This window comes from Billgrantia campisalis (assembly GCF_022341425.1).
Lineage (GTDB): Bacteria > Pseudomonadota > Gammaproteobacteria > Pseudomonadales > Halomonadaceae > Halomonas > Halomonas campisalis.
In genome coordinates, this window is the sequence record NZ_JABFUC010000007.1 from 229,950 (window position 1) to 252,600 (window position 22,651).

20 protein-coding genes are annotated in these 22,651 nt (G+C 66.2%); 5 read left to right on the forward strand and 15 right to left on the reverse strand.

Annotated features, from left to right (window positions below; all coding sequences use genetic code 11):
* Positions 1-9 precede the first annotated feature (9 nt).
* The 7 genes from HOP52_RS10675 to HOP52_RS10705 all read right to left on the reverse strand — a co-directional run bounded on the left by HOP52_RS10675 (position 10) and on the right by HOP52_RS10705 (position 6,925).
* On the reverse strand, positions 10-783 hold the full coding sequence (locus tag HOP52_RS10675) for an SDR family oxidoreductase (RefSeq protein ID WP_238977369.1): 774 nt from the start codon (positions 781-783) through the stop codon (positions 10-12).
* 38 nt (positions 784-821) lie between these two features.
* Positions 822-2,093 carry a TRAP transporter large permease gene (locus HOP52_RS10680; protein WP_238977370.1) on the reverse strand — a complete coding sequence of 424 codons (1,272 nt, stop codon included), beginning with the start codon at positions 2,091-2,093 and terminating at the stop codon, positions 822-824.
* Between the two features lie 2 nt (positions 2,094-2,095).
* Positions 2,096-2,596, reverse strand: a complete 501-nt coding sequence (locus HOP52_RS10685) for a TRAP transporter small permease (RefSeq protein ID WP_238977371.1) — start codon at positions 2,594-2,596, stop codon at positions 2,096-2,098.
* Positions 2,597-2,664: 68 nt separating this feature from the next.
* Positions 2,665-3,663, reverse strand: coding sequence for a TRAP transporter substrate-binding protein (locus tag HOP52_RS10690; protein ID WP_238977372.1), 999 nt, complete (start codon positions 3,661-3,663; stop codon positions 2,665-2,667).
* 420 nt (positions 3,664-4,083) lie between these two features.
* Entirely contained in the window at positions 4,084-5,388 is a 1,305-nt protein-coding gene (locus HOP52_RS10695; protein ID WP_238977373.1) for a TRAP transporter large permease, read from the reverse strand.
* Positions 5,378-5,857 (reverse strand): TRAP transporter small permease, encoded by a 480-nt coding sequence (locus tag HOP52_RS10700; RefSeq protein WP_238977374.1) that lies wholly within the window; start codon positions 5,855-5,857, stop codon positions 5,378-5,380. The genes HOP52_RS10695 and HOP52_RS10700 overlap by 11 nt, the downstream gene beginning before the upstream one ends.
* A 57-nt stretch (positions 5,858-5,914) precedes the next feature.
* Positions 5,915-6,925 (reverse strand): DctP family TRAP transporter solute-binding subunit, encoded by a 1,011-nt coding sequence (locus HOP52_RS10705; protein WP_238977375.1) that lies wholly within the window; start codon positions 6,923-6,925, stop codon positions 5,915-5,917.
* Positions 6,926-7,118: 193 nt separating this feature from the next.
* Here HOP52_RS10705 and HOP52_RS10710 point away from each other — a divergent pair, with 193 nt between their 5' ends.
* Positions 7,119-8,003 carry a DMT family transporter gene (locus tag HOP52_RS10710; RefSeq protein ID WP_238977376.1) on the forward strand — a complete coding sequence of 295 codons (885 nt, stop codon included), beginning with the start codon at positions 7,119-7,121 and terminating at the stop codon, positions 8,001-8,003.
* On the opposite strand, the gene HOP52_RS10715 is transcribed toward HOP52_RS10710, so the two are convergent.
* The 7 genes from HOP52_RS10715 to HOP52_RS10745 form a co-directional block, all read right to left on the reverse strand.
* Entirely contained in the window at positions 8,000-8,545 is a 546-nt protein-coding gene (locus HOP52_RS10715) for a DUF192 domain-containing protein (RefSeq protein ID WP_238977377.1), read from the reverse strand. The genes HOP52_RS10710 and HOP52_RS10715 overlap by 4 nt on opposite strands.
* Positions 8,542-9,693: an ABC transporter ATP-binding protein gene (locus HOP52_RS10720; RefSeq protein ID WP_238977378.1), complete on the reverse strand. Its 1,152-nt coding sequence runs from the start codon at positions 9,691-9,693 to the stop codon at positions 8,542-8,544. Before HOP52_RS10720 ends, HOP52_RS10715 begins: the two co-directional genes overlap by 4 nt.
* The gene (modB, locus tag HOP52_RS10725) at positions 9,686-10,354 is read right to left on the reverse strand and encodes a molybdate ABC transporter permease subunit (RefSeq protein WP_238977379.1); all 669 of its coding nucleotides are present in this window, start codon (positions 10,352-10,354) and stop codon (positions 9,686-9,688) included. The genes HOP52_RS10720 and modB overlap by 8 nt, the downstream gene beginning before the upstream one ends.
* Positions 10,354-11,163: a molybdate ABC transporter substrate-binding protein gene (modA, locus tag HOP52_RS10730; RefSeq protein ID WP_238977380.1), complete on the reverse strand. Its 810-nt coding sequence runs from the start codon at positions 11,161-11,163 to the stop codon at positions 10,354-10,356. The genes modB and modA overlap by 1 nt, the downstream gene beginning before the upstream one ends.
* Before the next feature lie 128 nt (positions 11,164-11,291).
* Complete coding sequence (locus HOP52_RS10735; RefSeq protein WP_238977381.1) at positions 11,292-12,026, reverse strand: GntR family transcriptional regulator; 735 nt, start codon at positions 12,024-12,026, stop codon at positions 11,292-11,294.
* A gap of 260 nt (positions 12,027-12,286) precedes the next feature.
* Positions 12,287-15,229 (reverse strand): response regulator, encoded by a 2,943-nt coding sequence (locus HOP52_RS10740; RefSeq protein ID WP_238977382.1) that lies wholly within the window; start codon positions 15,227-15,229, stop codon positions 12,287-12,289.
* An 11-nt stretch (positions 15,230-15,240) separates the two neighbouring features.
* A complete protein-coding gene (locus HOP52_RS10745; protein ID WP_238977383.1) occupies positions 15,241-16,890 on the reverse strand; it encodes a Glu/Leu/Phe/Val dehydrogenase dimerization domain-containing protein in 1,650 nt (549 codons plus the stop codon).
* 343 nt (positions 16,891-17,233) lie between these two features.
* Here HOP52_RS10745 and HOP52_RS10750 point away from each other — a divergent pair, with 343 nt between their 5' ends.
* The 4 genes from HOP52_RS10750 to HOP52_RS10765 all read left to right on the forward strand — a co-directional run bounded on the left by HOP52_RS10750 (position 17,234) and on the right by HOP52_RS10765 (position 22,391).
* Positions 17,234-17,815, forward strand: a complete 582-nt coding sequence (locus HOP52_RS10750) for a DJ-1/PfpI family protein (RefSeq protein WP_238977384.1) — start codon at positions 17,234-17,236, stop codon at positions 17,813-17,815.
* Positions 17,816-18,206: 391 nt separating this feature from the next.
* Positions 18,207-19,028: an MIP/aquaporin family protein gene (locus HOP52_RS10755; protein WP_238977385.1), complete on the forward strand. Its 822-nt coding sequence runs from the start codon at positions 18,207-18,209 to the stop codon at positions 19,026-19,028.
* Positions 19,029-19,087: 59 nt separating this feature from the next.
* Complete coding sequence (gene glpK, locus HOP52_RS10760) at positions 19,088-20,593, forward strand: glycerol kinase GlpK (RefSeq protein ID WP_238977386.1); 1,506 nt, start codon at positions 19,088-19,090, stop codon at positions 20,591-20,593.
* Between the two features lie 118 nt (positions 20,594-20,711).
* Positions 20,712-22,391: a glycerol-3-phosphate dehydrogenase/oxidase gene (locus tag HOP52_RS10765; RefSeq protein ID WP_238977387.1), complete on the forward strand. Its 1,680-nt coding sequence runs from the start codon at positions 20,712-20,714 to the stop codon at positions 22,389-22,391.
* A 39-nt stretch (positions 22,392-22,430) separates the two neighbouring features.
* On the opposite strand, the gene HOP52_RS10770 is transcribed toward HOP52_RS10765, so the two are convergent.
* On the reverse strand, positions 22,431-22,651 hold a 221-nt coding region (locus tag HOP52_RS10770), incomplete at its 5' end, for a pyruvate kinase alpha/beta domain-containing protein (RefSeq protein ID WP_275298159.1).

Sequence of the window (22,651 nt, forward strand, 5' to 3'; positions counted from 1 at the left end):
TTGGATGCATCACAGAGTCTCCACGTTGGCGCAGACGCTGAGCGCCTGACCGGAAATGTTGGCGCCTCCTGGAGCCGCCAGGAACAACGCCATGGCTGCAATGTCGGTGGGCTCCACCATCTTGCGCATGGAGATCTTGGCGAGGTTCTCCCGCTCCATCTCAGCAAAGTCGATGCCTCGCTTGGCGGCACGCTCCTCGATGACCTTCTCGATCCGCGGCCCGCGGACGATGCCGGGCAGAATCGCATTGACCCGCACCCCGGAAGGGCCCAGCTCACAGGCCAGGCTCTTGGTGAGGCCGACCACGCCCCATTTGCTGGCGGCGTAGGGCGTGCGAAAGGCAAACCCCAGCCGGCCGGCGACCGAGGCCATGTTGATCAGCAGCCCTTCGCTCTCGCGCAGGGCCGGGGCCGCGTGCTTGGCGACGTAGTACTGGCCGTTGAGATTGATGTCGATGGTCTGACGCCAGGCGTTGGAGTCGATCTCGTCGATACCGGCGGTGGGGCCGGCGATACCGGCGTTGTTGACCACCACGTCGAGACCGCCAAGGCCAGCGGCCTCCTCGAAGAGCCGTGCCACCTGGGCCTCGTCGCCGATGTCGGCCTGGGTGAAGCCAACCCCCGCCGGCAACCCGCTGGCGGCCTCGGCATCGATGTCGCCGACGTGAACTTGCGCTCCCGCCTCGTGAAAGGCCGTGGCGATGGCCAGGCCGATACCATTGGCGCCCGCAGTGACCAGGACCTTGAGGCCGCGGCGCGGCACCAGGCTTTCGATGACTCGCATAGTGAAACTCCTTGCAGTGGTTGTCCGACACTCGCCGCCTAGCGCAATGACGGCAGCCAGGTAGAGAGGAAAGGCACCACGCTAATGATCAGGATATTGACCAGTACGATGGCGACGAACGGCAGGACGGCGTAGGAGAGTCGGGCCACGCCTACCTTGGAAATCTGGGACGCAACGAACAGATTGAGCCCCACCGGCGGCGTGAACATTCCCATGGCCAGATTGACGACCATGATGATGCCGAAATGCACCGGATCGAACCCGAAGCTCACGGCTATGGGCAGCAGGATCGGCACAAAGATCAGGATGGCGGCGGCCGCCTCGATGAACATGCCCGCCATCAGTAGCAACACATTAGCCAGTATGATGAACAGCAGCGGGCTGTCGATGGCACCGACCACGAAATCGGAGATCGTCGAGGGTACCCGAAGACGCTGTAGGATTCGTCCGTAGAGGCCGGCGGCCCCGATGATGCTCAGCACTACCGCACTGGTCACCGCTGCGTCCTGGAGGATACGGACGATATCCTTGAGCTTTATTTCTCGGTAGATGACGAAGCCGACGAGAAAGGAGTAAGCCACCGCGATCACTGCGGCCTCGGTGGGAGTAAAGATACCGCCGTAGATGCCGCCAAGGATGATCACCGGCATGAAGATCGCGAGGATCGCCTTCTTCCCCGCTGCAAAGATCTCGGCGAGGGAGCTCTTCTCCCCTCCCCCATGACCGTAATAGCGGGCGTAGCAATAGGCGAAGAGCAGCAGGCTCAGGGTAATCATCAGCCCCGGCAACACACCCGCCACAAACATATCACCCACCGAGACATTGGCGGCGATGGCGTAGAGAATCAGCGGAATGCTGGGCGGAATGATCACACCCAGCGCCCCGGATGCCGCCTGATTGACCGACGCATAGCTGGCTGAATAGCCCTTGGCGATCATCGCCGGGATCAGAATCGAACCGATGGCCGCGGTGGTGGCGGCACCGGAACCGGAGATGGCGGCAAAGAACAGCGAGGTGACGATGGCCACCATGGCCAGACCACCGGTCATGCTGCCCACCAGGGTGTTGGAGAAGTCGACGAGCCGGCGCGAGATCCCCCCGCTCTGCATGATATAGCCGGCCAGGATGAAGAAGGGAATCGCCATCAGCGGAAAGGAGTTGACCGAGGCGATGAACTGTTGCGCCACGATCAGCATGGGCATCAGGTCGCCCTGCCAGACGGTAACGGCAGAGGCCAGCCCCAGCGAAAAGGCGATGGGTACACCGATGATGAAGAGTGCGATCAGCAATAGAAACAGCAGCAGCGCCATGGTCAGGACTCCTTCTTCTCGATGCCAAGGATTTCATCGATCAGCAGCGCCACGGAGTTGATCAGAATGACGATGCCACCCGCCGGTACGGCCAGATAGGGCCACATCATCGATACCCGGGTACTGGGCGCCGTCTGGTTGGCCACTCGCCCTACCAGCTCGAAGCCATACTTGACCAGGATGAAGGCGAAGAGCGCCGAGGCGAGAATAATCAGGACCCGCAACAGACGGGAGATCCTGGGACCGGTAAATTCGAGCACGATATCCACCGAGATCAGCAATCCCTTGCGGTAGGCATAACCCGCGCCGATGAAGGTCAACCAGATCATGGCGAACCGGGCAATTTCATCCGAGAAGTACAGGGGACTACCCACCACGAAGCGGGCAAAGACCTGCCAGAAAATCAGTACGGTCATGACCAGCAGCAGAGCGGCGAGCGCCCAGCCGATCATCCGGTTGAACAACCCGATCCCCTCATGGGTCAGCAGCAGAAACTTTTTCATGACTGCCTCTCGTCACAGATACGAGCAGCTCCCGAAGGCGGCGGACGCCGCCTTCGGAAGAACCTGGCTCAGTAGTCGAAGTTGATGGCAGCCTCGACGAGATCCTCGCCGACGGTGGGCGCCCACTGCTCGATCACCGGACGCACCGCCTCGCGGAAGGGGTCGAGGTCGGGATGGGTGACCGTCATGCCCAGCTCTTCGAGCTGTACCAGGTATCGCTCCTCCAGCTCCTGGCTGGCTTCTCGCTGCACAGGTAGCGCGATCTGTGCCGCCTCGAGGATGATGCTCTGGTCTTCCTCGCTGAATGAGCTGAAGAGGTCCAGGCCCATCATCAGCGGCGCCGGAGAATAGACATGCTGGGTCATGTTCAGGTAGTCCTGAACTTCATAGAAATTAACGTCGTAGATGGTCGGCAGCGGATTTTCCTGGCTGTCCATGACCCCCTGCTGCAGCGCCGTGAAGACCTCGGTCCAGGCCATCGGCGTGGCATTGGCACCCAGCGCCTGCCAGGTATCCACCTGGACCCGACTCTCCTGAGTACGATGGTTGATGCCGTCGAGATCCTCAGGATGGTTGAGCGGTCGCACCGAGTTGGTGTTGTGGCGAAAGCCGTTCTCCATCCACGCCAGTACCTTGACGTTCATCTGCTCTTCGGCCAGCTGCGCCAGGCGCTCCCCATGCTCACTGTCGAGGAAGGCGTAGGCGTGGGCGTGATTGTCGAAGATATAGGGCAGATCGAAGAGCAGGAACTCGTCGACAAAACCGCCCATGGGCCCTGTCGAGGAGATACCCGCATCGACGATGCCGAAGCCCATGCCCTCGACCACCTCGCGCTCGGCACCCAGGGCATTGTCGTAGTGCGGCTCGATGCTCAGGCGCCCCTCGGAGAGCCTTTCCAGTTCTTCCCCAAACTTGAGGATGCCGATGCCCTGCTGGGAGTCGGGACCCAGCGGCAGGCTGACGTCGATCGTTCGCTCGGTGCCCGCCTGGGCGCCGGTCACCATGGCAAGCGACAGCGCGGATGCCAAGGCGGTCTTGGTGAAGAGGGAACGGTTGGTGCGGTTCATGGTGCACTCCTCTCGATTGTCATTGTCGTCATGCAGGCCGATGGCCTAATGCCCCTGCCGAACTCGGCCGGGCTTCCGAAGACAGTTGTAGATCACCAGAGCATACGTATGCAAACCATCGAAATGAATTTAGCTCGACAACAGAATAACCCTATGTTTTTAAAGGTATTATACTTTAGTATAAGACACTGAATACGTATGCTATTTTGTCGGAAAGCCACCCCTTCACCCCTCACATCCGTACGCATCAATCGATACAGGAGGTAGCGGCACCTCAGCCGTTCCGGCACAGGTTGTCAGCTGTGGTGACACCCGCCAGCAGCGGGCCAAAGGGACGCTGGCCTGGCGGTGTCAGCCGCCAGGCCATGGTGGGCGGGGAGTGCCCCGGGGAGCGAGTCGAGCGGGGTCTGAAAATCGGTCCTAGACGTTGTAGCCCAGCGTTCGCGGCAGCCACAGCGCGATCTCGGGAAAGATCGCCACCAGCGCCAGGGCGCTGGCCATGGCCAGCACGAACAGCAGTGCCCAGCCGACGGTCTGCTCCAGGCGAATCTTGGCGATCTCGGTGGTGACCATCAGGTTGACCGCCACCGGTGGGGTGAACTGGCCGATGGCGATGTTCATGGCCAGCAGGATACCGAACCACACCGGATTCCAGCCGAAGTGCTGCATCACCGGGATCAGGATCGGCATCATGATCAGGTAGATCGAGATGGCGTCGAGCAGCATGCCGGCCAGCAGCACCGCCAGCATGATCAGGATCAGCAGCAGCACCCCGCTGTCGGAGAGCCCGATGATCCATTCGGCCAGGTGGCGGAAGGTGCCGAGCATGGTGCCGGCCCAGGCGAAGATGCCGGCCAGGGCGATGATCAGCATCACCACCCCGGAAATCACCGCCGCCTCACCGAACAGCCCCCAGAGGTCCTTGAACCCGATTTCGCGGGTCAGGAAAAGTCCCACCAGCGCCCCGTAGGCCACCGCGACGACGGCGGCCTCGGTGGGGGTGAAGAGCCCTGAGCGCAGCCCGCCCAGGATCAATACCGGTGCAAACAGCGCCGGCAGCGCCTGCTTGAAGGTCTCGCCCACCTTGAGACGCTTGGCGCCCGACACCGGGGCGCCGCCTTCCCAGCCGTAGCGCTTCGAGACGATCAGCGCCGGGACCAGCAGCGCCAGCCCGGCGAGGATGCCGGGGAAGAGCCCGGCGGCGAACAGCGCCCGCAGGTCGACCCCCGGTACCACGATGGAGTAGAGGATCAGTGCCACCGAGGGCGGAATCAGGATCGCCGTGGAGGCCGAGGCGGCGATCAGCGTCGCCGAAAAGGGCTTGGGATAGCCGGCCTTGGTCATGCTCGGCAGCATCACCATGGCCACCGCCGCGGCGTCCGCCGGGCCCGAGCCGCTCATCCCGCCCATGATCATGCAGACCAGCACCGCCACCAGCGCCAGACCGCCGTGACGCGGGCCGATCAGCGCCTGGGCGAAGCGCACCAGCCGCAGCGCCACCCCGGCGCGCTCGAAGATCAGCCCGGTCATGATGAACAGCGGAATGGCGATCAGCGGGTACTTGGCGATGCTGTTGTAGGTGTTGGTGCCGAGCGTCGCCAGCATCGCAGGCGACAGCCCGGCCATGATACCAACGGCACCGGCCAGGGCCAGCGAAAAGGCCACCGGCACCCCGGCGATCAGCAGCCCGGCGAAGGCCAGAATCATCCACAGGTCAGGGCTCATCGTCGAGCCTCCCGGCCAGGCGGTCCCGGGTCTGCTGAGTCAGCCGCACCAGCATCGCCGCGGCGAGCAGCGGCAGCCAGATCAGGTACCACCACTGCGGCAGGCCCAGGCCCGGCGAGAGCGACTCCCACTGGTACTCCTCCCAGGTCAGCTTGGCGCCGAACCAAGTGATCAGCCCCAGCACGGTGGCGCCGCACAGCCACTGAAAGAGGATCAGCGCCTTTCTGGGCGCCAACGGCAAGGCCCGCTCCAGCAGGCCGATGCGGATATGGCCGTTGCGCCGCGCGGCTACCGAGGCGCCGGCGAAGGTCACCACCACCAGCAGGAACACTGAGAACTCCTCGGTGAAGGCCAGCGAGCCGCCGGTGACGTAGCGCGTAATGACGTTGCCCAGGCTGATCAGCGAGATGATCGCCAGCGCCAGGGCCCCCAGCCAGCGCTCCGGCCGGGCGTCGGGTGACGGTTTCATCGATACCTCACGATAAGCCCGCCGGCCCCGGCCGGGACCGGCGGCGGGTGGAGAGACTCAGCGCGACTCGATGGCCTGGCGTGCCACCTCGACAAGCTCCTGGCCGATACGCGGAATCCACTTGTCATGGACGCTGGCGGTAGCATTGACGAAGGCCTGGTGCTGCGCCTCGGTGAGCTCGGTGACCTGCACGCCACGCTCCTGGATATCGGCCAGCCGCTCGCTCTCTTCCTCGCGGGTCATGGCAATCTCCCACTGGCCAGCCTCGACGGCGGTCTCGCGCAGGATCTGCTGCTGCTCTTCAGTGAGCGAGTCCCAGACCCGCTGATTGACGGCGAAGATCAGCGGGTCGTTCATGTAGTTCCACAGGGTCAGGTACTCCTGCCCCACCTGGTCGATCCGCGCCACGTCGAACACCGACAGCGGGTTCTCCTGGCCATCCACCGCTCCGGTGGTCAGCGCTGGCTGGGCGTCGGTCCAGCTCATCTGGGTGGGGTCGGCGCCCAGGGCGTTGAAGGTGTCCTGGAACAGCGGCGAGCCCACCACCCGGATCTTCAGGCCGTCAAGGTCCGCCGGGGCACTGATCGGGCCGCGGGAGTTGGAGAGCTGGCGAAAGCCGTTCTCGCCCCAGGCCAGGGGCACCACGCCCCGTGACTCGATGGCCTCGAAGATCCTCTCACCGGCCTCACCGCCGGTCACCGCGTCCACCGCCGCCTCGTCGGGCATGAAGAACGGCAGTGAGAAGAGGTTGAGCTCCGGCACCTGGGGCGACCAGTTGATGGTCGAGCCGATGGCCATGTCGATCAGCCCCGAGCGCATGGCGGAGAACTCGCGGGTCTGATCGCCGGCCACCAGCTGGGAGTTGGGATAGACCCGCAGGGTCAGCTCCCCCTCGGTGCGCTCCTCGACCAGTTCCGCCCATTTTTCAGCGGCCTGGCCCCAGGGGAAGGCGTCGGAGAGCACGGTGGAAACGGAGAGTTCGCGGGCCTGGGCCGAGAGCGAAGCGGTGAGCACCGCGACACCGGCCAGGGCCGCGGCAGCACGGGTCAGTCGACTAGCAGCTGTCATGACGTGTCCTTTGCAGCAGGGGGCCGACGCGAGGGGCCGGCCGCGTTTATCATTTTGAGGGGTGGTCCATCATGCCACCCCGGGATCATCTCCGAAGTCGGGCGTTGAATGGAAGGGCGGCAGCCACCGCCCAGGCGACGTCACGGCTGCGGACTGATACCCTCCAAGCCCCTGCCTTGCAAGGAGACGCCAGGTGCCGCTACGCGACCTGCTGCTGGGCCTGTTGGTGGTCGCCATCTGGGCCCTGAACATCATCGTCATCAAGCTGGGGGTGGCGGAGCTGCCGCCGCTGCTGCTGACCACGCTGCGCTTCATGCTGGTTGCAGCGCTGCTGGTGCCCTTCCACCCGGTGGCGCGCCAGCAGCTGCCCTTCCTGCTGCTGCTCTCGCTGACTTTCGGCAGCCTGCACTTCGCGCTGCTGTTCATCGGCCTGGGGCAGGCGGAGGCCGGCACCGGGGCGCTGCTGGTGCAGATGGGCACGCCCTTCGCCACCCTGCTGGCAGTGATCTTTCTCGGCGAGCGGCTGGATGGGCGCCGCCTGGCGGGACTGGCGCTCTCCTTCGGCGGGGTGGTGGTACTGGCCGGCGGCCCCAGCCTCCCCTCGCCGCTGCCCATGGCCCTGCTGCTGCTCAGCGCGCTGGGCTGGGCGATCTCCCAGCTGCTGATCAAGCGCGGCCCCGGCGTGGCGCCCATGGCACTGGCCGGCTGGGTGGCACTCTTCGCCATCCCCCAGGTGGCACTGGCCTCGCTATGGTTCGAGAACGGCCAGTGGGAGGCGCTGCGCCAGGCGAGCTGGCAGGGCGTCGGGGCGATCTTCTATACCGCGGTGATGTCGTCCATCGTCGCCTATGGCCTGTGGTATGGGCTGCTGCGCCGCCATCCGGTCAACCGCCTGGCACCGCTGAGCCTGTTGGTGCCGGTGGGAGCGGTACTGCTGGGGGTGCTGCTACTGGGCGAGCGGCTCAGCGCCCACACCCTGGTGGGCGGCGGCCTGGTGATCGCCGGCGTGGCGCTGATCGTGCTGCGGCTGCCGTTGCGCCGCTCCCGCGACGTCGCCGACCTGTCAGACCACGCCTAATCGGCAGGGCGACAGCCAGGTGGGCGCCCCGGCCAGGTGACGCAGTCGCCAAGCCCGATGCCATTGGTGGCGAAGAAGCCGGCGTTGACCTCCAGTGCAGCCACGTAGGTAACACCGGCCAGGGTGACCGGACAGTCCCCCGGGTCGTCGGAGCCGCAGGGCTGCATAGTGTGAATGGCGGCGATGCGCCCGCCGGCATCGATGAAGGCGATATCCAGCGGGATCCGGGTGCGGTACATCCAGAAGCCGCTGCGGGGCGGCTGCGGCCGATCGTAGAGAAACAGCATTCCCGCCCGCTCGCCCAGCCGGTCGCGCTCCATCAGTCCGAACTGACGCTGCGCCGGGCTGCGGGCCAGCTCTACCTCGAGGTGGTGAGTCTGTTGGCCGGTGTCGATGGCCAAGGGCGCCTTCTCGAAGCTGGCCGGCGCAGCGGCCCCCGCCGGCCAGCGGCCGCCCAGTAGCATGACGGCCAGCAGCGCCAGCAGCAGCAGGCCAAGCCGCTGAACCGGCGAGCCCGGCAGGCGCCAGGGGGGCGGGGTCATCGCGAAAACTCCTCCGGCATCAGATGAATGCCGCTGGCCAGCAGCGAGACCTGGGCCTTGGCACCGCGCACCAGGCCGTTGCGCCGCGCCGCATGGGTGGCGATATCGAAACGCAGGGACTCGCGGGCGTGGTCGAAGGCCAGGGTGATCGAGGTCATGCCCCCCAGCACCACCATCTCGGCCACCCGCCCGGTCACCGGGTTCTCCCGCTCGCCGCGGGAGGGCCGGTCGCGGCGATGCAGCACCACGTCGGAGTCGGGCAGGTACCAGGCGACCCGCTGACCCGGCGTGAGGGCCGCAAGCCCCGCGGCTACCTCCAGCCGCCAGGGCCCCCACTGCAGCCGCCGCCGGCCGTCTTCCTCCACCACTTCACCCTCGAAGACGTTGTGGCGATCCAGTAGCCGCGCCACCTCGGCGCTGGTCGGATGGCGAAACAGCGTCTCCGCCGAACCGCTCTGCAGACTGCGCCCGCCGTGCAGCACGCAGAGGCGGTCGGCCAGGGCCACCGCCTCGTCCAGGTCGTGTGTCACCAGCACGATGGGGATATGAATCTCCTCGCGCAGCAGCGCCAGCTCGCGCTGCAGGCGCCGCCGGGTCACCTGATCCACCGCCGAGAAGGGCTCGTCGAGCAGCAGTACCCGGGGCTCCCGGGCCAGCGCCCTAGCCAGTGCCACCCGCTGGCGCTGGCCGCCGGAAAGCTCGGACGGATAGCGCCCGCCGAGCCCCTCCAGGCGCACTCGGTCGAGCCAGCGCTCGGCGCAGCCGTTGCGCCTGGCAGCGTCGAGATGGCCCAGCGCCACCTTGACGTTGTCGCGGGCGGTCAAATGGGGAAACAGCGCATAGTCCTGAAAGACGATGCCGACCCGGCGACGCTGGGGGCCCAGGGCGACGCCACGGTCCCGGTCCAGCCAGGACTCGTCGCCGCAGTCGATGCGCCCCCCGGCCGGCCGGTAGAGGCCGGCGATGGCCCGCAGCAGGGTGGTCTTACCGCTGCCGGAAGGCCCCACCAGGGCCAGCAACTCGCCGGCCGCGCAGTGGAAGTCGGCAGCCAGCGGAATGGGGCCGGCCTGGTGGATGGACACCGTCAGCGACCCGCCAGCGGCAGTCGATGCCACGGCCGGCGACACGGGGCTGCGTGGCTCAGACACGCCGCCACCGCCTACGGCCCGCCAAGCCGTAAACCACCCCGATGGTCAGGAAGGAGACCAGCAGCAGCATGGCCGACATGATGCCCGCCCCCGCTTCATCGAAGGCCTGCACCCGGTCGTAGATGGCGATGGCCAGGGTGCGCGTCTCACCGTCGATGGCGCCGCCCACCATCAGGATCACGCCGAACTCGCCCAGGGTATGGGCGAAGGTCAACGCCAGCGCCGAGACCACCCCCGGCCAGACCAGCGGCAGCTCGATGCGCAGGAAGGTCTGCCAGGGCGAGAGGCCGCTGCACCAGGCAGCCTCGCAGAGGTTGGCGGGAATAGCCTCGAAGGCGCGCTGGATCGGCTGCACCGCGAAGGGCAGGTTGGCCACCAGGGAGGCGAGCAAGATGCCGGTGAAGGTGAAGTTCAGCCCCTCCCCGGTGAGCCGCTGCCAGAAGGCGCCGAAGGGTGCCTCACGGCCGAAGCTCATCATCAGGTAGAAGCCCAGCACGGTGGGCGGCATCACCAGCGGCAGCGCCACCAGCGCCTCGCACAGCGACTTGCCGCGAAAGCGCGCCCGGGCCAGGCCACGGCCCAGCCACAGCCCCACCGGCAGCAGGAACAGGCAGGTCAGGGCCGCCAGGCGCAGCGAGACGCTCAGCGCCGTCCAATCCATCAGTGCTCCCCGGCCGGCTCGGCCTCATCGGGCAAGCGGAAACCGTAGCCGGCGAAGATTTCCCGGGCCGGCGGCTGCTGCAGCCAGGCGTAGAAGGCGCGCGCGGTCTCCCCGGCCCCCTTGACCAGCGCCATGCGCTGCACCAGCGGTTCGTGCCACGCCTCGGGTATCAGCACGAAGTCGCTGCGCTGGGCCAGCTGCGGGGCCAGCGCCAGCGACCAGGCCACCAGCCCGCCGCGGGCGTCGTCGGACAGGGCGAATTGGGCGGCCTGGGAGACGTTCTCGCCGAGCACCCGCAGCGCAGCGCTGTCGTCCCACAGGCCGGCGTGCTCGAGGGCCTGCCTGGCCGCCACGCCGTAAGGGGCGTGCTCGGGGTTGGCCAGGGCGATGCGCGGCCGGCCCTCGCCGGCGGCATGGGCCTCAAGCGCCTCGCGCACGGCGGCCAAGGGGGCCTCGTCACCGGGCAGATCGTCACGATCGGCCCGCTGCAGCCAGGCCAGCCGCCCGATCGCATAGACCACGCCCGCGTCCTCGGTGTGTCCCTCTTCGTGCAGGGCCAGCACATAGGCCTCGTCGGCGGAGAGGTAGAGCTCGAAGGGTGCCCCCTGGGCAATCTGGCGGCGGAAGTTGCCGGAGGAGCCGAAGTTCAGGCGCAGCGACCTGCCGGTCTCGGCCGCGAAACGCTCGGCGGCCTCGGCCAGGGCGAACTGCAGATCCGAAGCGGCGGCCACGGTGGGGGGTGACGCCATGGCGGGGCCGAGCCCCAGCACCAGACAGACGGCCAGCACCCATCGCGCAAGTGAGTTCATCGCAGGACTACCTATCGACCAGAGAGATGACGTCCGGCATTGTCATGCAGCGCCCCCGGCGGGTAAAGCGGACCAAGGGGGTACCTCCCCCGGCATGGGCGCCCTGCGGCCCTTTTGTAAACGCCCTCTCAGGAGGTCACGCCCTCCCGCTGGCCCAGAATCGCCATCAGGTCGATGCTGGCATCGCGCACGCTCAGGTCGAGCAGGTTCTCCAGCGCCTGAAGATGGTCATGGATGCACGCACGGGCCGCCTCGCCGTCGCCGCTGCGCAGATGCGTCAGCAGCGCCGGGTGGTCCGGCGCCAGGTAGCAGCTGGTCAGCCCGGAGCGCTTGTAGAGGGCGATGACGATGGAGGTGCGCAGGATCAGGTCGGTGAGCATGGCGCCCAGCACCCGGTTGGGCGACAGCTCGGCCAGCAGATGGTGAAGCGCCAGGGAGTGCTCGATGCGCGCCGGCTCGTCACCGGCGGCGTAGGCGGCGGCCTCGCGCTCCACCAGCGTCTCGATGGCCGCCAGCTGATCGGCGTCGAGGCGACCGGCCAGCAGCGCGGCGACCTCGCCCTCCACCAGCCGGCGGGCGTCGAAGGTCTCGCGGGTCTCGTCGATGCTCGGCGCGCGCACCCGCGCCACCTGATTGGGCTGCTGGGTGACCACGTGGTCGGCGGCCAGCCGGGTCAGCGCCTTGCGGATCACCGAGCGGCTGACGCCGAAGATCTCGCCCAGCGCCACCTCCGGCAGCCGGGTCCCCGGCGGCAGGCGCTGCATCAATACCGCCTTGCGCACCTTGTCGACGATGAAGCGATCGTTGATGCGCCCCCCCGCCCTCACGACGGCCTGCACGTCGTCCTGCCAGGTATGGCTCATGCTGTCCCCTTCACAAGGCCCTGTCTGAAAACTGGCTGCGCTCGGCCAAACGGCGTTAAAAAACGGCTCAAAGTACTCATTTACACCCCGTAAACTCGCACGCGAGCCCGGTCCGTCTTCTCGCCGATTTTTGCCTTGTCTGGCCTTCGCTCGCCGACTTTTCAGGCAGAGCCTAGCAGCCTTTACTCGAGACACCATCGCATGTTTTGCGCAGGATGGCCACAACTGGGAGATGCATTGTATACAACACGCTATCGCGCTTATCTTCCCTCACCGCCGGCCTCGGTGAACCTCGCCTCGAGCGCCAGCCGCAGTGCATCCGCCTGGCCCACCAGGGTCTCCCGCACGTCGCCGGCGCTTTCCAGCTCACCGCACTTGGCCAGTGCCTCGAGGCGCTTTGCCGTCTCCCCCAACGCCTCCCCTCCTATCACCTGCGCCGCCCCCTTGAGGGTATGGGCGGCACGGCGCAACGTCGCCGCCTCCTGGCGTACAATGGCCTCGTCGATCTCGCGCAGCAACCCCGGATACTCGGAGAGGAACAGCCTGACCATGTCGTTGAGCAGCTCCCGGTTGCCTTCCAGGTTGGCCAGGGCGGCGTCCCAGTTCAGACAGGGGAACGTTGCCGGACTCGCCGTCGGCCCGGCAGAAGCGCCTGGTTCGGCGACGCTCGCCGGGGCCCCGATGCCCTGCGACTCCACGGCCTGAAACAGTTCCGCGGCGCGAAACGGCTTGGTCACGTAGCCATCCATGCCTGCGGCCAGGCAGCGCTCACGATCCTCCTTGGTGGCGCTGGCGGTCATCGCCACGATGGGGACATGGCCGCCCAGTTCCCGCTCCCGTTCCCGGATCGCCCGGGCGGCCGCCAAGCCATCCATGACCGGCATCTGGATATCCATCAGGATCACATCGACATCGCGACGCTCCAGGGCGTCCAAGGCCTCGGCACCGTTTTCGGCCAGTTCGACCTCATGGCCTCGCTGGGTGAGCAGGTCGGTCGCCACCTTCTGGTTGGTCACCCCATCCTCGACCAGCAGCACCCGCCGAGAGGGGCCAGCGCTGGACAGCGCATGGGGAGCGGAGGGCCGCTTGCCGTTGCCGGCCGTCACCCCCAGCGCCTCGCTGACCGCATTGAGCAGCTCCGACTGCTTGACCGGCTTCATCAGCAGCCGCGAGATCCGCAGCCGCTGACGTCGCGCCGCATCGCCGGCGCGCATCCCCGAGGAGAGCATCAGGATCTGCAGGCCGGCCCACTCCGGCCGCTGGCGAATGCGCTCAGCCAGCGTATAGCCATCCATGCCGGGCATCACCACATCGAGCAGGGCCAGCGGGAAGGGATCGTCAGCGGCCTGCTCAAGCGCCTCGAGGGCGTGATCCGCATTGGCCACCGCGGTGGGCCGCATGCCCCAGCTGAGCAGGATCTCGTCGAGGATCATGCGGTTGGTACGGTTGTCGTCCACCACCAACACACGACGCCCCTGCAGGCCGTGCGGCTCACGGGCGCGCTCATCCTGCTCGGAGGGCAGGCCGAAGTCGGCGCTGAAGGAGAAGCAGCTGCCGCGTCCCTCGGGGCCTTCGGCCAGGGCGATCTCTCCCCCCATCATCGCCACCAGCTGAGCGGCAATGGAGAGCCCCAGTCCGGTTCCGCCGTCGCGGCGGGTCGGTGAGCTGTCCCCCTGGCCGAAGGCCTCGAAGATCCGTTGGCGCTGCGCCGGCGCAATGCCCACCCCCGTGTCGCACACCTCGAAGGCGATCCTGGCCTTCTCATCGTCGAGCGCCTCGAGGGTGACATCCACCACCACCTCGCCATTCTCGGTGAACTTGATGGCGTTGCCGACCAGGTTGACCACCACCTGACGCAACCGAACCGGGTCGCCCAGCAGCCAGTCTGGGATCTCGGGAGGGATATGCACTGCCAACTCCAGCCCCTTTTCGTCGGCACGCAATGCCAGGGTCTGCAGGGTATCGCTAAGGGTGTCACGCAGGTGGAAGGCTCGGGTGTCGAGCTCCAGCCGCCCGGCCTCGATCTTGGAGAAGTCGAGGATATCGTTGATCAGCCCCATTAGGGTGTCGGCAGACTTCTGGATGATAGCGACGTACTCGGCCTGCTGCTCGGTGAGCTCGGTACGCTCGAGCAGTTCGGCCACCCCGATCACGCCGTTCATCGGCGTGCGGATCTCGTGGCTCATGTTGGCCAAAAACTCGCTCTTGGCCAGGCTGGCCTGCTCGGCCAGGTCCCGCGCCTGGCGCAGCGCATGCTGAGAGCGGCGCAGCTTTTCGGTGGTGGCCTGCAGTTCTGCGGTGCGTTCGTCGACTAGCTCCTCGAGGCGATGCCGATGCTGCTCGAGTTCTGTGATGTCCGAGTAGACGGCCACATAGCCGCCATCGCGGGTGCGGTGCTCGCTGATCTGGATACACAGGCCATCGCTGCGCACGAACTGATAGGGACCGGTGGGATTGTGATGCGCCGCAAGACGCTCGGCGATCCAGGCCTCGCCGGAGGCATGGCCGGGCGGCGTCAGGCCGCGTTCGACCACGGTCTGCAGCAGGTCCTCGAAATGCAGCCCGATCTCGATCACATCGCCGGGGGTGATGAAGTGCTCCTTGAAGCGCGAATTGTAGAGCACCAGGCGGTCATCGGCATCGAACAGGGCGAAGCCCTCGGCGATCGACTCCAGGGCCTCGGTGAGCTGGAGGCGGGCCGCCTCGGCACGGGCCTGGGCCTCCTCGGTGAGTCGCACCTGGGCCTCCAGATGTTCGCGCTGCGTCTCCAGCTCGGTGATATCGGTATAGATGGCCACCACGCCGCCGTCGCGGGTGCGCCGCTCGCTGATACGCAGCTGCCGGCCCGAGGCGGTCTTGACCGTAAAGGGCGGGCCAGGATTGCGGCGCAGGGCGAGTCGCCAGCCGATCCACTCCTCCGGGGCCAGGTCGCCGGTGGAGATGATCTTCTGGTAGACCACCGTGTTAATCAGCTCCTCGAAACGCATGCCCGGCTTGACCAGCTCAGGCACGCCCGAGTACTCGTCCCGGAACCGGGAATTGCTGACCACCAGCACACCGTTGGCATCATAGAGGGTAAAGCCCTCAGAGATCGCCTCCAGGGCCTCAAGCAGTTTCTGGTAGGCACACTCGACGCGCTGGCGGGCGGCGGTCTCGACCGCCAGGCACTGGCTGAGCTCCCGTTCGCGCTTGGACTCGCTCATGGCACTGCTCGCTAGGGAAAGACGCCACGCAGCAACTTGGCTTCGGTGACCCGCGAGACGCCCTCGATCAACGCCGCGGTGCGCATATCCAGCTTGTCCTGTCGGGCGCGGTGCAGGGTGCGCTGGAAGGCGTCCAGCAGGATCGACTTGAGCCGGCTGTTGATCTCGTCCAGACCCCAGGTCAGGTTCTGCATGCCCTGCACCCACTCGAAATAAGACACCGTGACGCCGCCGGCGTTGCCGAGGATATCGGGCAGCACGAAGATGCCCCGCTCTTGGAGGATATCATCGGCCTCGAGCATCGTCGGCCCGTTGGCACCCTCGGCCAGCAGCCGGCAGTTGATCTGAGCGGCGTTCTCCACCGTGACCTGGTTCTGCAGGGCCGCCAGCACCAGGATGTCGCAATCGAGCTCCAGCAGCTCGGCATTGTCGATTGGCTCGGCATCCGGGTAGCCGGCCAACACCCGATGTTCGGCGACATGGGCCTGAAGCGCCTCCACCGGCAGCCCGTCGGGGTGGTAGAGCCCGGTGGAGACATCGCCGACCGCGATGACCCGCACGCCGAGTTCATCGAGAAAACGCGCGGCATGGCTGCCCACATTGCCGAAACCCTGCACCACCGCGGTTGCCTTGGCGAGGTCGAGACCCAGATGCGCCGCCGAGGCCTCAATCAGGTAGACCAGGCCGCGGCCGGTGGCCTCGCGGCGCCCCAGCGAACCGCCCAGCACTACCGGCTTGCCGGTGACCACCGTCGGTACCGCGTGCCCGACCTGCTGGCTGTAGGTATCCATCAGCCAGGCCATGACCTGCTCGTCGGTGCCCAGGTCCGGGGCGGGGATGTCCTTGTCCGGGCCGATCATGTCGATGATCTCGGTGGTATAGCGGCGGGTCAGGCGCTGTAGTTCCGACTTGCTCAGGGCGGTGGGATCGACCCGCACCCCGCCCTTGGCGCCGCCAAAGGGCAGCCGCATCAGGGCACACTTCCAGGTCATCCACATGGCCAGCGCCGCCACCTCGCCCAGGTTCACCCCCTGGTGGTAGCGGATGCCGCCCTTGGTGGGTCCCATGGAGAGCACGTGCTGCACCCGGTAGCCGAACACCGTCTCCACCTGACGACGATCGTCGCGGAAGAAGGGGAAGGAGACCAGTTGGGCCCGCTGGGGAAAGAGCAGGCGCTGGCGGATGTTGTCGTCCAGGTTCATGTACTGGGCGGCCTTGAGGAACTGCTGCTGGGCCAGGCGGAACATCGGCGAGTCCCACTCGCCGCCGCGGGCCCGGGCACGCCCCAGGGTGTAGCGCACCGCCCGCCCCAGGGAAGCCCCCTTGAGGTGCGACTTGACCAGGTAGTCGTAGGCGCCGGACTCCACGGCCCGAGCGGCCAGCTTGACGTCATCGAGGCCGGTGAGAATGATCACCGGCACCTGCGGCGCCACCAGGCGCACCCGCCACAGGGTCTCCAGCTCCTGGCTGTCGGGCAGCACCAGATCGAGCAGAACCAGATCGATCTTGCCCCGGGCCAGCCGGGTGAGCCCCTGATCGAGGCGCTCCGCCGTCTCCACCTCGCAGTTCAGCTGAGTGTCGGCCTTGATCAACTGCTGGACCAGCCGGCTGTGCAGCGGGTTGTCCTCGATCAGCAGCAAACGAATCGGCTGTTCGGGCATGGCGGCTCTCCTCGCAATGGGCCGACCCTGGTCAGTGCCTCCTGGGCGGGCCCCAACGCCGCGGTCAACGCCAGGCGCCCCCCCTCGCCTACAGCGTAGGCCAGGGGGGCCGCCTTGCGTACTGAGATGCCGGTCGTCAGGCGACGCGCAGGATCTGCATACCCGCCCGCAATGTTCTAATACGAACTCTCATCGGCAAAATATGTTGTGTTTAGAAATCAGATATCGCAACATCCGTCCAAATGCTCGATATAGAACATATCCGGGCATTTCCTCGCACGCACAGCGTGCCAGGAGCACCTCGGGCATCACGCCCCTACAATGACAATGAGGAGACAACACCATGGCTGCGAAACGCATCCTGATGCTGGTTGGCGACTTCGCCGAGGACTACGAGGTAATGGTTCCTTTCCAGGCCCTGCTCATGGTGGGCCATCAGGTGGACGCCGTTTGTCCCGGCAAGGAGAAGGGAGAAAAGGTGAAAACCGCCATCCATGACTTCGAGGGCGACCAGACGTATACCGAGAAACGCGGGCATGACTTCACCCTCAACGCCACCTTCCAGGAGGTGAAGGCGTCGGATTACGACGCCCTGGTGGTCGCCGGCGGCCGCGCCCCCGAGTATCTGCGTCTCGACCCCGAGGTGCTCGCGGTGGTCCGCCACTTTGCGGAAGCGAACAAGCCCCTCGCCGCCATCTGCCACGGCGCCCAACTGTTGGCCGGGGCGGAAGTGATCGAGGGCCGGCGAGTGTCTGCCTATCCGGCCTGCGCACCGGAGGTTCGGCTGGCCGGCGGGGAGTACGCCGACATCGCCATCGATGCCGCCGAGACCGATGGCAACCTGGTCACGGCGCCGGCCTGGCCGGCGCATCCGGCCTGGCTGGCGGCCTTCCTGAAGGTGCTGGGTACCCGCATCACCCTTTGAACGCTACCCGGGAGCCCCTCCCCACTGCATGAGCGCCGCCGGTCGGCGCTCTCTTTCTATCCGGCCTCTCACCCGATAAAGCCCCGAATCAGCGACAGCTCCCCGCCAGCGAGTCGGAGCGGCGCCCGGCGCCCACATGACTTTCGGAAAGTTCGATATAAAACATTATAACTCGTTGAATGAGCCAAAACCGCTCACACAAGGCACATTCTCCACAGCCACACCGCCTCTACTACAAAAGTATAACCCTTAGAAACTCCATAAATATCAAATAAATACACCTTATTCCGCAATTTCAGGGCAGCGGGTATTGCCATGTTCGCCAAAAAGCATCAATGTTCGTTTTCGAACCAGAAGCACTCCACACAATGACAAAACAGAGGAGACACCAATGACACCTTTCCTGGGCGAGATCTTCGGCACGATGATCCTGATCATCTTCGGCGGCGGCGTCGTTGCCGGTGTGCTACTCAAGCACTCCAAAGCCGAGGCAAGCGGCTGGATCGTCATCACCTTCGGCTGGGGGCTGGGGGTGGCAATGGCCATCTACGCCGTCGGGGCCATCAGCGGGGCCCATATCAATCCCGCGGTCACCCTTGGCCTCGCCGTGATCGGCGAGTTTCCCTGGGCCAAGGTGCCGCTCTATGTGCTGGGCCAGCTGATCGGCGCCTTCCTCGGTGCGGTGGTGGTCTGGCTGCACTATTACCCGCATTGGGAAAAGACCGCGAGCCAGGGTGCCAAGCTGGCCGTCTTCTGCACCGACCCGGCCATCGACCACACGCCTTCCAACCTGATGAGCGAGATCATCGGCACCTTCGTCCTGGTGCTGGGGATCCTGGCCATCGGCGCCAATGAGTTCACCGAGGGGCTCAACCCACTGATCATCGGGCTGTTCATTCTCGCCATCGGGTTGTCGCTGGGTGGCACCACCGGCTATGCCATCAACCCGGCACGTGACCTGGGCCCGCGCCTGGCGCACTGCCTCCTGCCCATCGCCGGCAAGGGCGGTTCGAACTGGAAGTACGCCTGGATCCCCGTCGTGGGGCCATTGATCGGCGGGGTGGCCGGTGCGCTCTTCTACCGGCATGTGTTTATCGAAGGCAGTGCCGTCGCCCTGACGATCGCCCTGGCGGTGATCGTGGTGGCACTGGGCGTCGACTTTGTCGTCGAGAAACGCTGGTCAAGCCGGCATTCGGTCCCTGACCAAGAGTGATCACCGCAGTGCCGAACAACAAAAAACCGCTCGTTACCCGATACTCGAGGAGACACCCCATGGAAAAACAATACATCCTGTCGTTCGATCAGGGCACCACCAGCTGCCGCGCCATCCTCTTCGACCGGGATGCCCGAATCGTCGGCATCGCCCAGAAGGAGTTCACCCAGCACTACCCGACCCCCGGCTGGGTCGAGCATGACGCCATGGAGATTTGGGGCAGCCAGATGGGGGTGGCCCGCGAGGTGCTGGAAACCCAGGGCATCAAGCCCTCCCAGGTGGCCGCGATCGGCATCACCAACCAGCGCGAGACCACGGTGGTCTGGGATCGCCATACCGGCAAGCCCATCCACCCTGCCATCGTCTGGCAGGACCGGCGCACCGCGCCGCTGTGCGACGAGCTCAAGGAGCGGGGGCTGGAAGACTATATCCGCGAGACCACCGGCCTGGTGGCCGATGCCTACTTTTCGGGAACCAAGATTCGCTGGATCCTCGACAACGTCGAGGGGGCACAGGAGCGGGCGGAGCGCGGCGACCTGCTGTTCGGCACCATGGATACCTGGCTGGTCTGGAACCTGACCCGCGGCGAGCGCCACGTCACGGATTACAGCAACGCCTCGCGCACCCTGCTCTACAACATCCGCACCCTGGAGTGGGATGCACGCATGCTCGACGAGCTGGGCATTCCGGCCGCCATGCTGCCGGAGGTCCGTCCCTCCAGCGAAGTCTACGGCACCACCGGCGCCGAGATGTTCGGCGGCGCCCGGGTCCCCATCGCCGGCATTGCCGGCGACCAGCAGGCGGCGCTGTTCGGCCAGGCCTGCTTCGAGAAAGGCATGGTCAAGAACACCTACGGCACCGGCTGCTTCCTGCTGATGAACACCGGCGACACGCCCGTGCCGTCCAAGTCCGGCCTGCTCACCACCATCGCCTGGGGGCTGAACGGCAAGGTGGAATACGCCCTCGAGGGGGCCATCTTCATCGCCGGGGCGGCCGTGCAGTGGCTGCGCGACGAGCTCAAGCTGATCGACTCGGCCGAGGACTCGGAGTACTACGCCGGCAAGGTGGAGGACGCCGGTGGCGTCTATGTGGTGCCGGCCTTTGCCGGGCTGGGGGCGCCCTACTGGGACATGTACGCCCGCGGGGCGATCTTCGGCATCACCCGGGGCACGCGCAAGGAGCACATCACCCGGGCCACCCTGGACTCGCTGGCTTACCAGACCCGCGACGTCATCGACGCCATGCAGGCCGACTCCGGCATCACCCTCAAGTCCCTGCGGGTGGACGGCGGCGCCGTGGCCAACAACGTCATGATGCAGTTTCAGGCCGACATGCTGGGCGTCAACGTGGAGCGCCCCAGGGTCACCGAGTCCACCGCCCTGGGGGCGGCCTACCTGGCCGGCATCGGCGTGGGGTTGTGGACCCAGCAGGAAGTGGCCGGCAAGGTCGAGCTGGAGCACACCTTCGAGCCGAAGATGGACGCCGAGTGCCGCGAGCGCAGCTACAAGGGCTGGAAGAAGGCCGTCCGGCGCACCATGCACTGGGAGCGGGACGACATGGAATAGCCGGCCTGGCGCTCGACACGTCGTGGCCAGGCCGCCAGGGACGCAGGCCCGGCGCCCTGGCCGACTCCCGGGCAGGCCGAGCTTGCTGGCCTGCCCCCTGCTTTGACGGGATACCTTTATGCAACTGCGCAACAGCAATATCGCTAAGCTGGCCGACGAGACGTTCGACGTGCTGGTCATCGGCGGCGGCATCAATGGCGCCTCCGCCGCCGCGGCGCTGGCCGGCAAGGGCGTCAAGGTGGCGCTGATTGACCGTGGCGACTTCGCCGGCAGCACCAGCATGCACTCCTCCAACCTGGTGTGGGGCGGCATCAAGTACATGGAGAGCTATGACTTTTCCCTGGTGCGCAAGCTCTGCAAGAGCCGTAACCACTTGATCAAGAGCTACCCCTCCACGGTCCAGGAAATTCGCTTCCTGACCACCATTACCCGGGGCTTTCGCTACCACCCACGCTACCTGTGGGCGGGCACCTGGCTCTACTGGCTGATGGGCAACGGCGCGACACGGCTGCCGACGTTCCTGGCGCCCGCGGCCATCAAGGCCAGAGAGGCGATCATCGACACCCGCGAGGCCGTGGGGGGCTTCGAGTATTCCGATGCCTATCTGCATGACAATGACGCACGCTTCGTCTTCAACTTCGTGCGCAACGCGCTGAACTATGGCGCCGTGGCGGCCAACTACGTGGAATCGCTCGGGGCGCGCCGGGAAAACGGCAGCTGGATCACCCGGGCGCGCAACGTCATGGACGACAGCCGTTTCGAGATCCGCGCCAAGGTGCTGATCAACGCCGCCGGCCCCTGGGTCGACCAGCACAATGAACTGACCGGGCAGCAGACGCAGCACCATCATGCCTACTCCAAAGGCGTTCACCTGATCGTGCCGCGCCTCACCGACAGCCGGCGCGTGCTGGCCTTCTTCGCCGATGATGGCCGACTGTTCTTCGTCATTCCCATGGGGCAGCGCACCTGCATCGGCACCACTGACACGCGCATGGAGAGCCCCGAGGTGCATGTCACCGACGAGGATGTCGCCTTCGTGCTGGATAACATCAACAGGCGTCTCAACCTGGCCAAGCCGCTGGGGCGGGAGGACATCATCGCCACCCGCTGCGGTGTACGCCCGCTGGCGGTCAAGGCCAGCGCCGGCGGCGACCGTGACTTCCTGCAGCTCTCGCGCAAGCACGCCATCGACACCGACGAGACCGAGGCTCACCTCAGCATCTTCGGCGGCAAGCTGACCGACTGCCTGAACGTGGGCGAGGAGATTGTCGCCGAGGTGAAGCGCCTGGGCGTGACGGTGCCGTATCCGGACTATCGCTGGTACGGCGAGCCTCCCGAGTCGGTCAGGCAGGAGTTCCTGCACCAGGCCAGGCTGATGGACCTGGATGCCATGACCTCACCGGAGGCGTCCGAGCCGCTGACGACTCGCCTGTGGCGGCGCTACGGGACCCACGCCCTGGATATGCTCGAGGAGATCCGTGAGGACCCGCGCCAGGGCGAACTGTTGATCGAAGGCACCGAGTACATCCGCTGCGAACTGCGCCAGGCCCAGCGCCGCGAGATGATCACCCGGCTCGAGGACTTCCTGCGTCGTCGCTCGAAGATCTCACTGGTGGCCAGCAACGAGCAGATTCGTCACTCCCCCGGCCTGCTGGAGGCGTGCGAGATCCTGTTCGGCGACCAGGCTCAGGCGCGTTACGACGAGTACTTTGCCGACGTGCCCGACCGTACGCCCGAGGCACTGAGCCCTGCCGCCCTGGCCGACAATCCGGCGCACTCTGAATCGCTGAAATGGTGACCCGCCCGCCGGTTGCGGGGGCGGGTGGCGTGCATGGACTCACACCTCGAGGATCTTCAGCGTATTGGTGCCGCCGTGGGCGTTCATGTGATCCCCGCGGGTGAGAATCACGTGATCCCCCGGCTCGGCCACCCCCTGCTCCACCAGCAGGGCCAGGGCGCGGGCGTTGAGCTCGGTGGGGGCCATCTCGCTGGTGTCGAAGGGCAGCGACACCACCCCGCGGTAGAGTGCCATGCGCCGCTGGGCGATGGGGCTATGTG

Coding starts and splice junctions, on each gene's coding strand:
- HOP52_RS10675 (WP_238977369.1), bottom strand. CDS start 783: ATGCGAGTCATCGAAAGCCTGGTGCCGCGCCGCGGCCTCAAGGTCCTG.
- HOP52_RS10680 (WP_238977370.1), bottom strand. CDS start 2,093: ATGGCGCTGCTGCTGTTTCTATTGCTGATCGCACTCTTCATCATCGGT.
- HOP52_RS10685 (WP_238977371.1), bottom strand. CDS start 2,596: ATGAAAAAGTTTCTGCTGCTGACCCATGAGGGGATCGGGTTGTTCAAC.
- HOP52_RS10690 (WP_238977372.1), bottom strand. CDS start 3,663: ATGAACCGCACCAACCGTTCCCTCTTCACCAAGACCGCCTTGGCATCC.
- HOP52_RS10695 (WP_238977373.1), bottom strand. CDS start 5,388: ATGAGCCCTGACCTGTGGATGATTCTGGCCTTCGCCGGGCTGCTGATC.
- HOP52_RS10700 (WP_238977374.1), bottom strand. CDS start 5,857: ATGAAACCGTCACCCGACGCCCGGCCGGAGCGCTGGCTGGGGGCCCTG.
- HOP52_RS10705 (WP_238977375.1), bottom strand. CDS start 6,925: ATGACAGCTGCTAGTCGACTGACCCGTGCTGCCGCGGCCCTGGCCGGT.
- HOP52_RS10715 (WP_238977377.1), bottom strand. CDS start 8,545: ATGACCCCGCCCCCCTGGCGCCTGCCGGGCTCGCCGGTTCAGCGGCTT.
- modB (WP_238977379.1), bottom strand. CDS start 10,354: ATGGATTGGACGGCGCTGAGCGTCTCGCTGCGCCTGGCGGCCCTGACC.
- modA (WP_238977380.1), bottom strand. CDS start 11,163: ATGAACTCACTTGCGCGATGGGTGCTGGCCGTCTGTCTGGTGCTGGGG.
- HOP52_RS10735 (WP_238977381.1), bottom strand. CDS start 12,026: ATGAGCCATACCTGGCAGGACGACGTGCAGGCCGTCGTGAGGGCGGGG.
- HOP52_RS10740 (WP_238977382.1), bottom strand. CDS start 15,229: ATGAGCGAGTCCAAGCGCGAACGGGAGCTCAGCCAGTGCCTGGCGGTC.
- HOP52_RS10745 (WP_238977383.1), bottom strand. CDS start 16,890: ATGCCCGAACAGCCGATTCGTTTGCTGCTGATCGAGGACAACCCGCTG.
- HOP52_RS10750 (WP_238977384.1), top strand. CDS start 17,234: ATGGCTGCGAAACGCATCCTGATGCTGGTTGGCGACTTCGCCGAGGAC.
- HOP52_RS10755 (WP_238977385.1), top strand. CDS start 18,207: ATGACACCTTTCCTGGGCGAGATCTTCGGCACGATGATCCTGATCATC.
- glpK (WP_238977386.1), top strand. CDS start 19,088: ATGGAAAAACAATACATCCTGTCGTTCGATCAGGGCACCACCAGCTGC.
- HOP52_RS10765 (WP_238977387.1), top strand. CDS start 20,712: ATGCAACTGCGCAACAGCAATATCGCTAAGCTGGCCGACGAGACGTTC.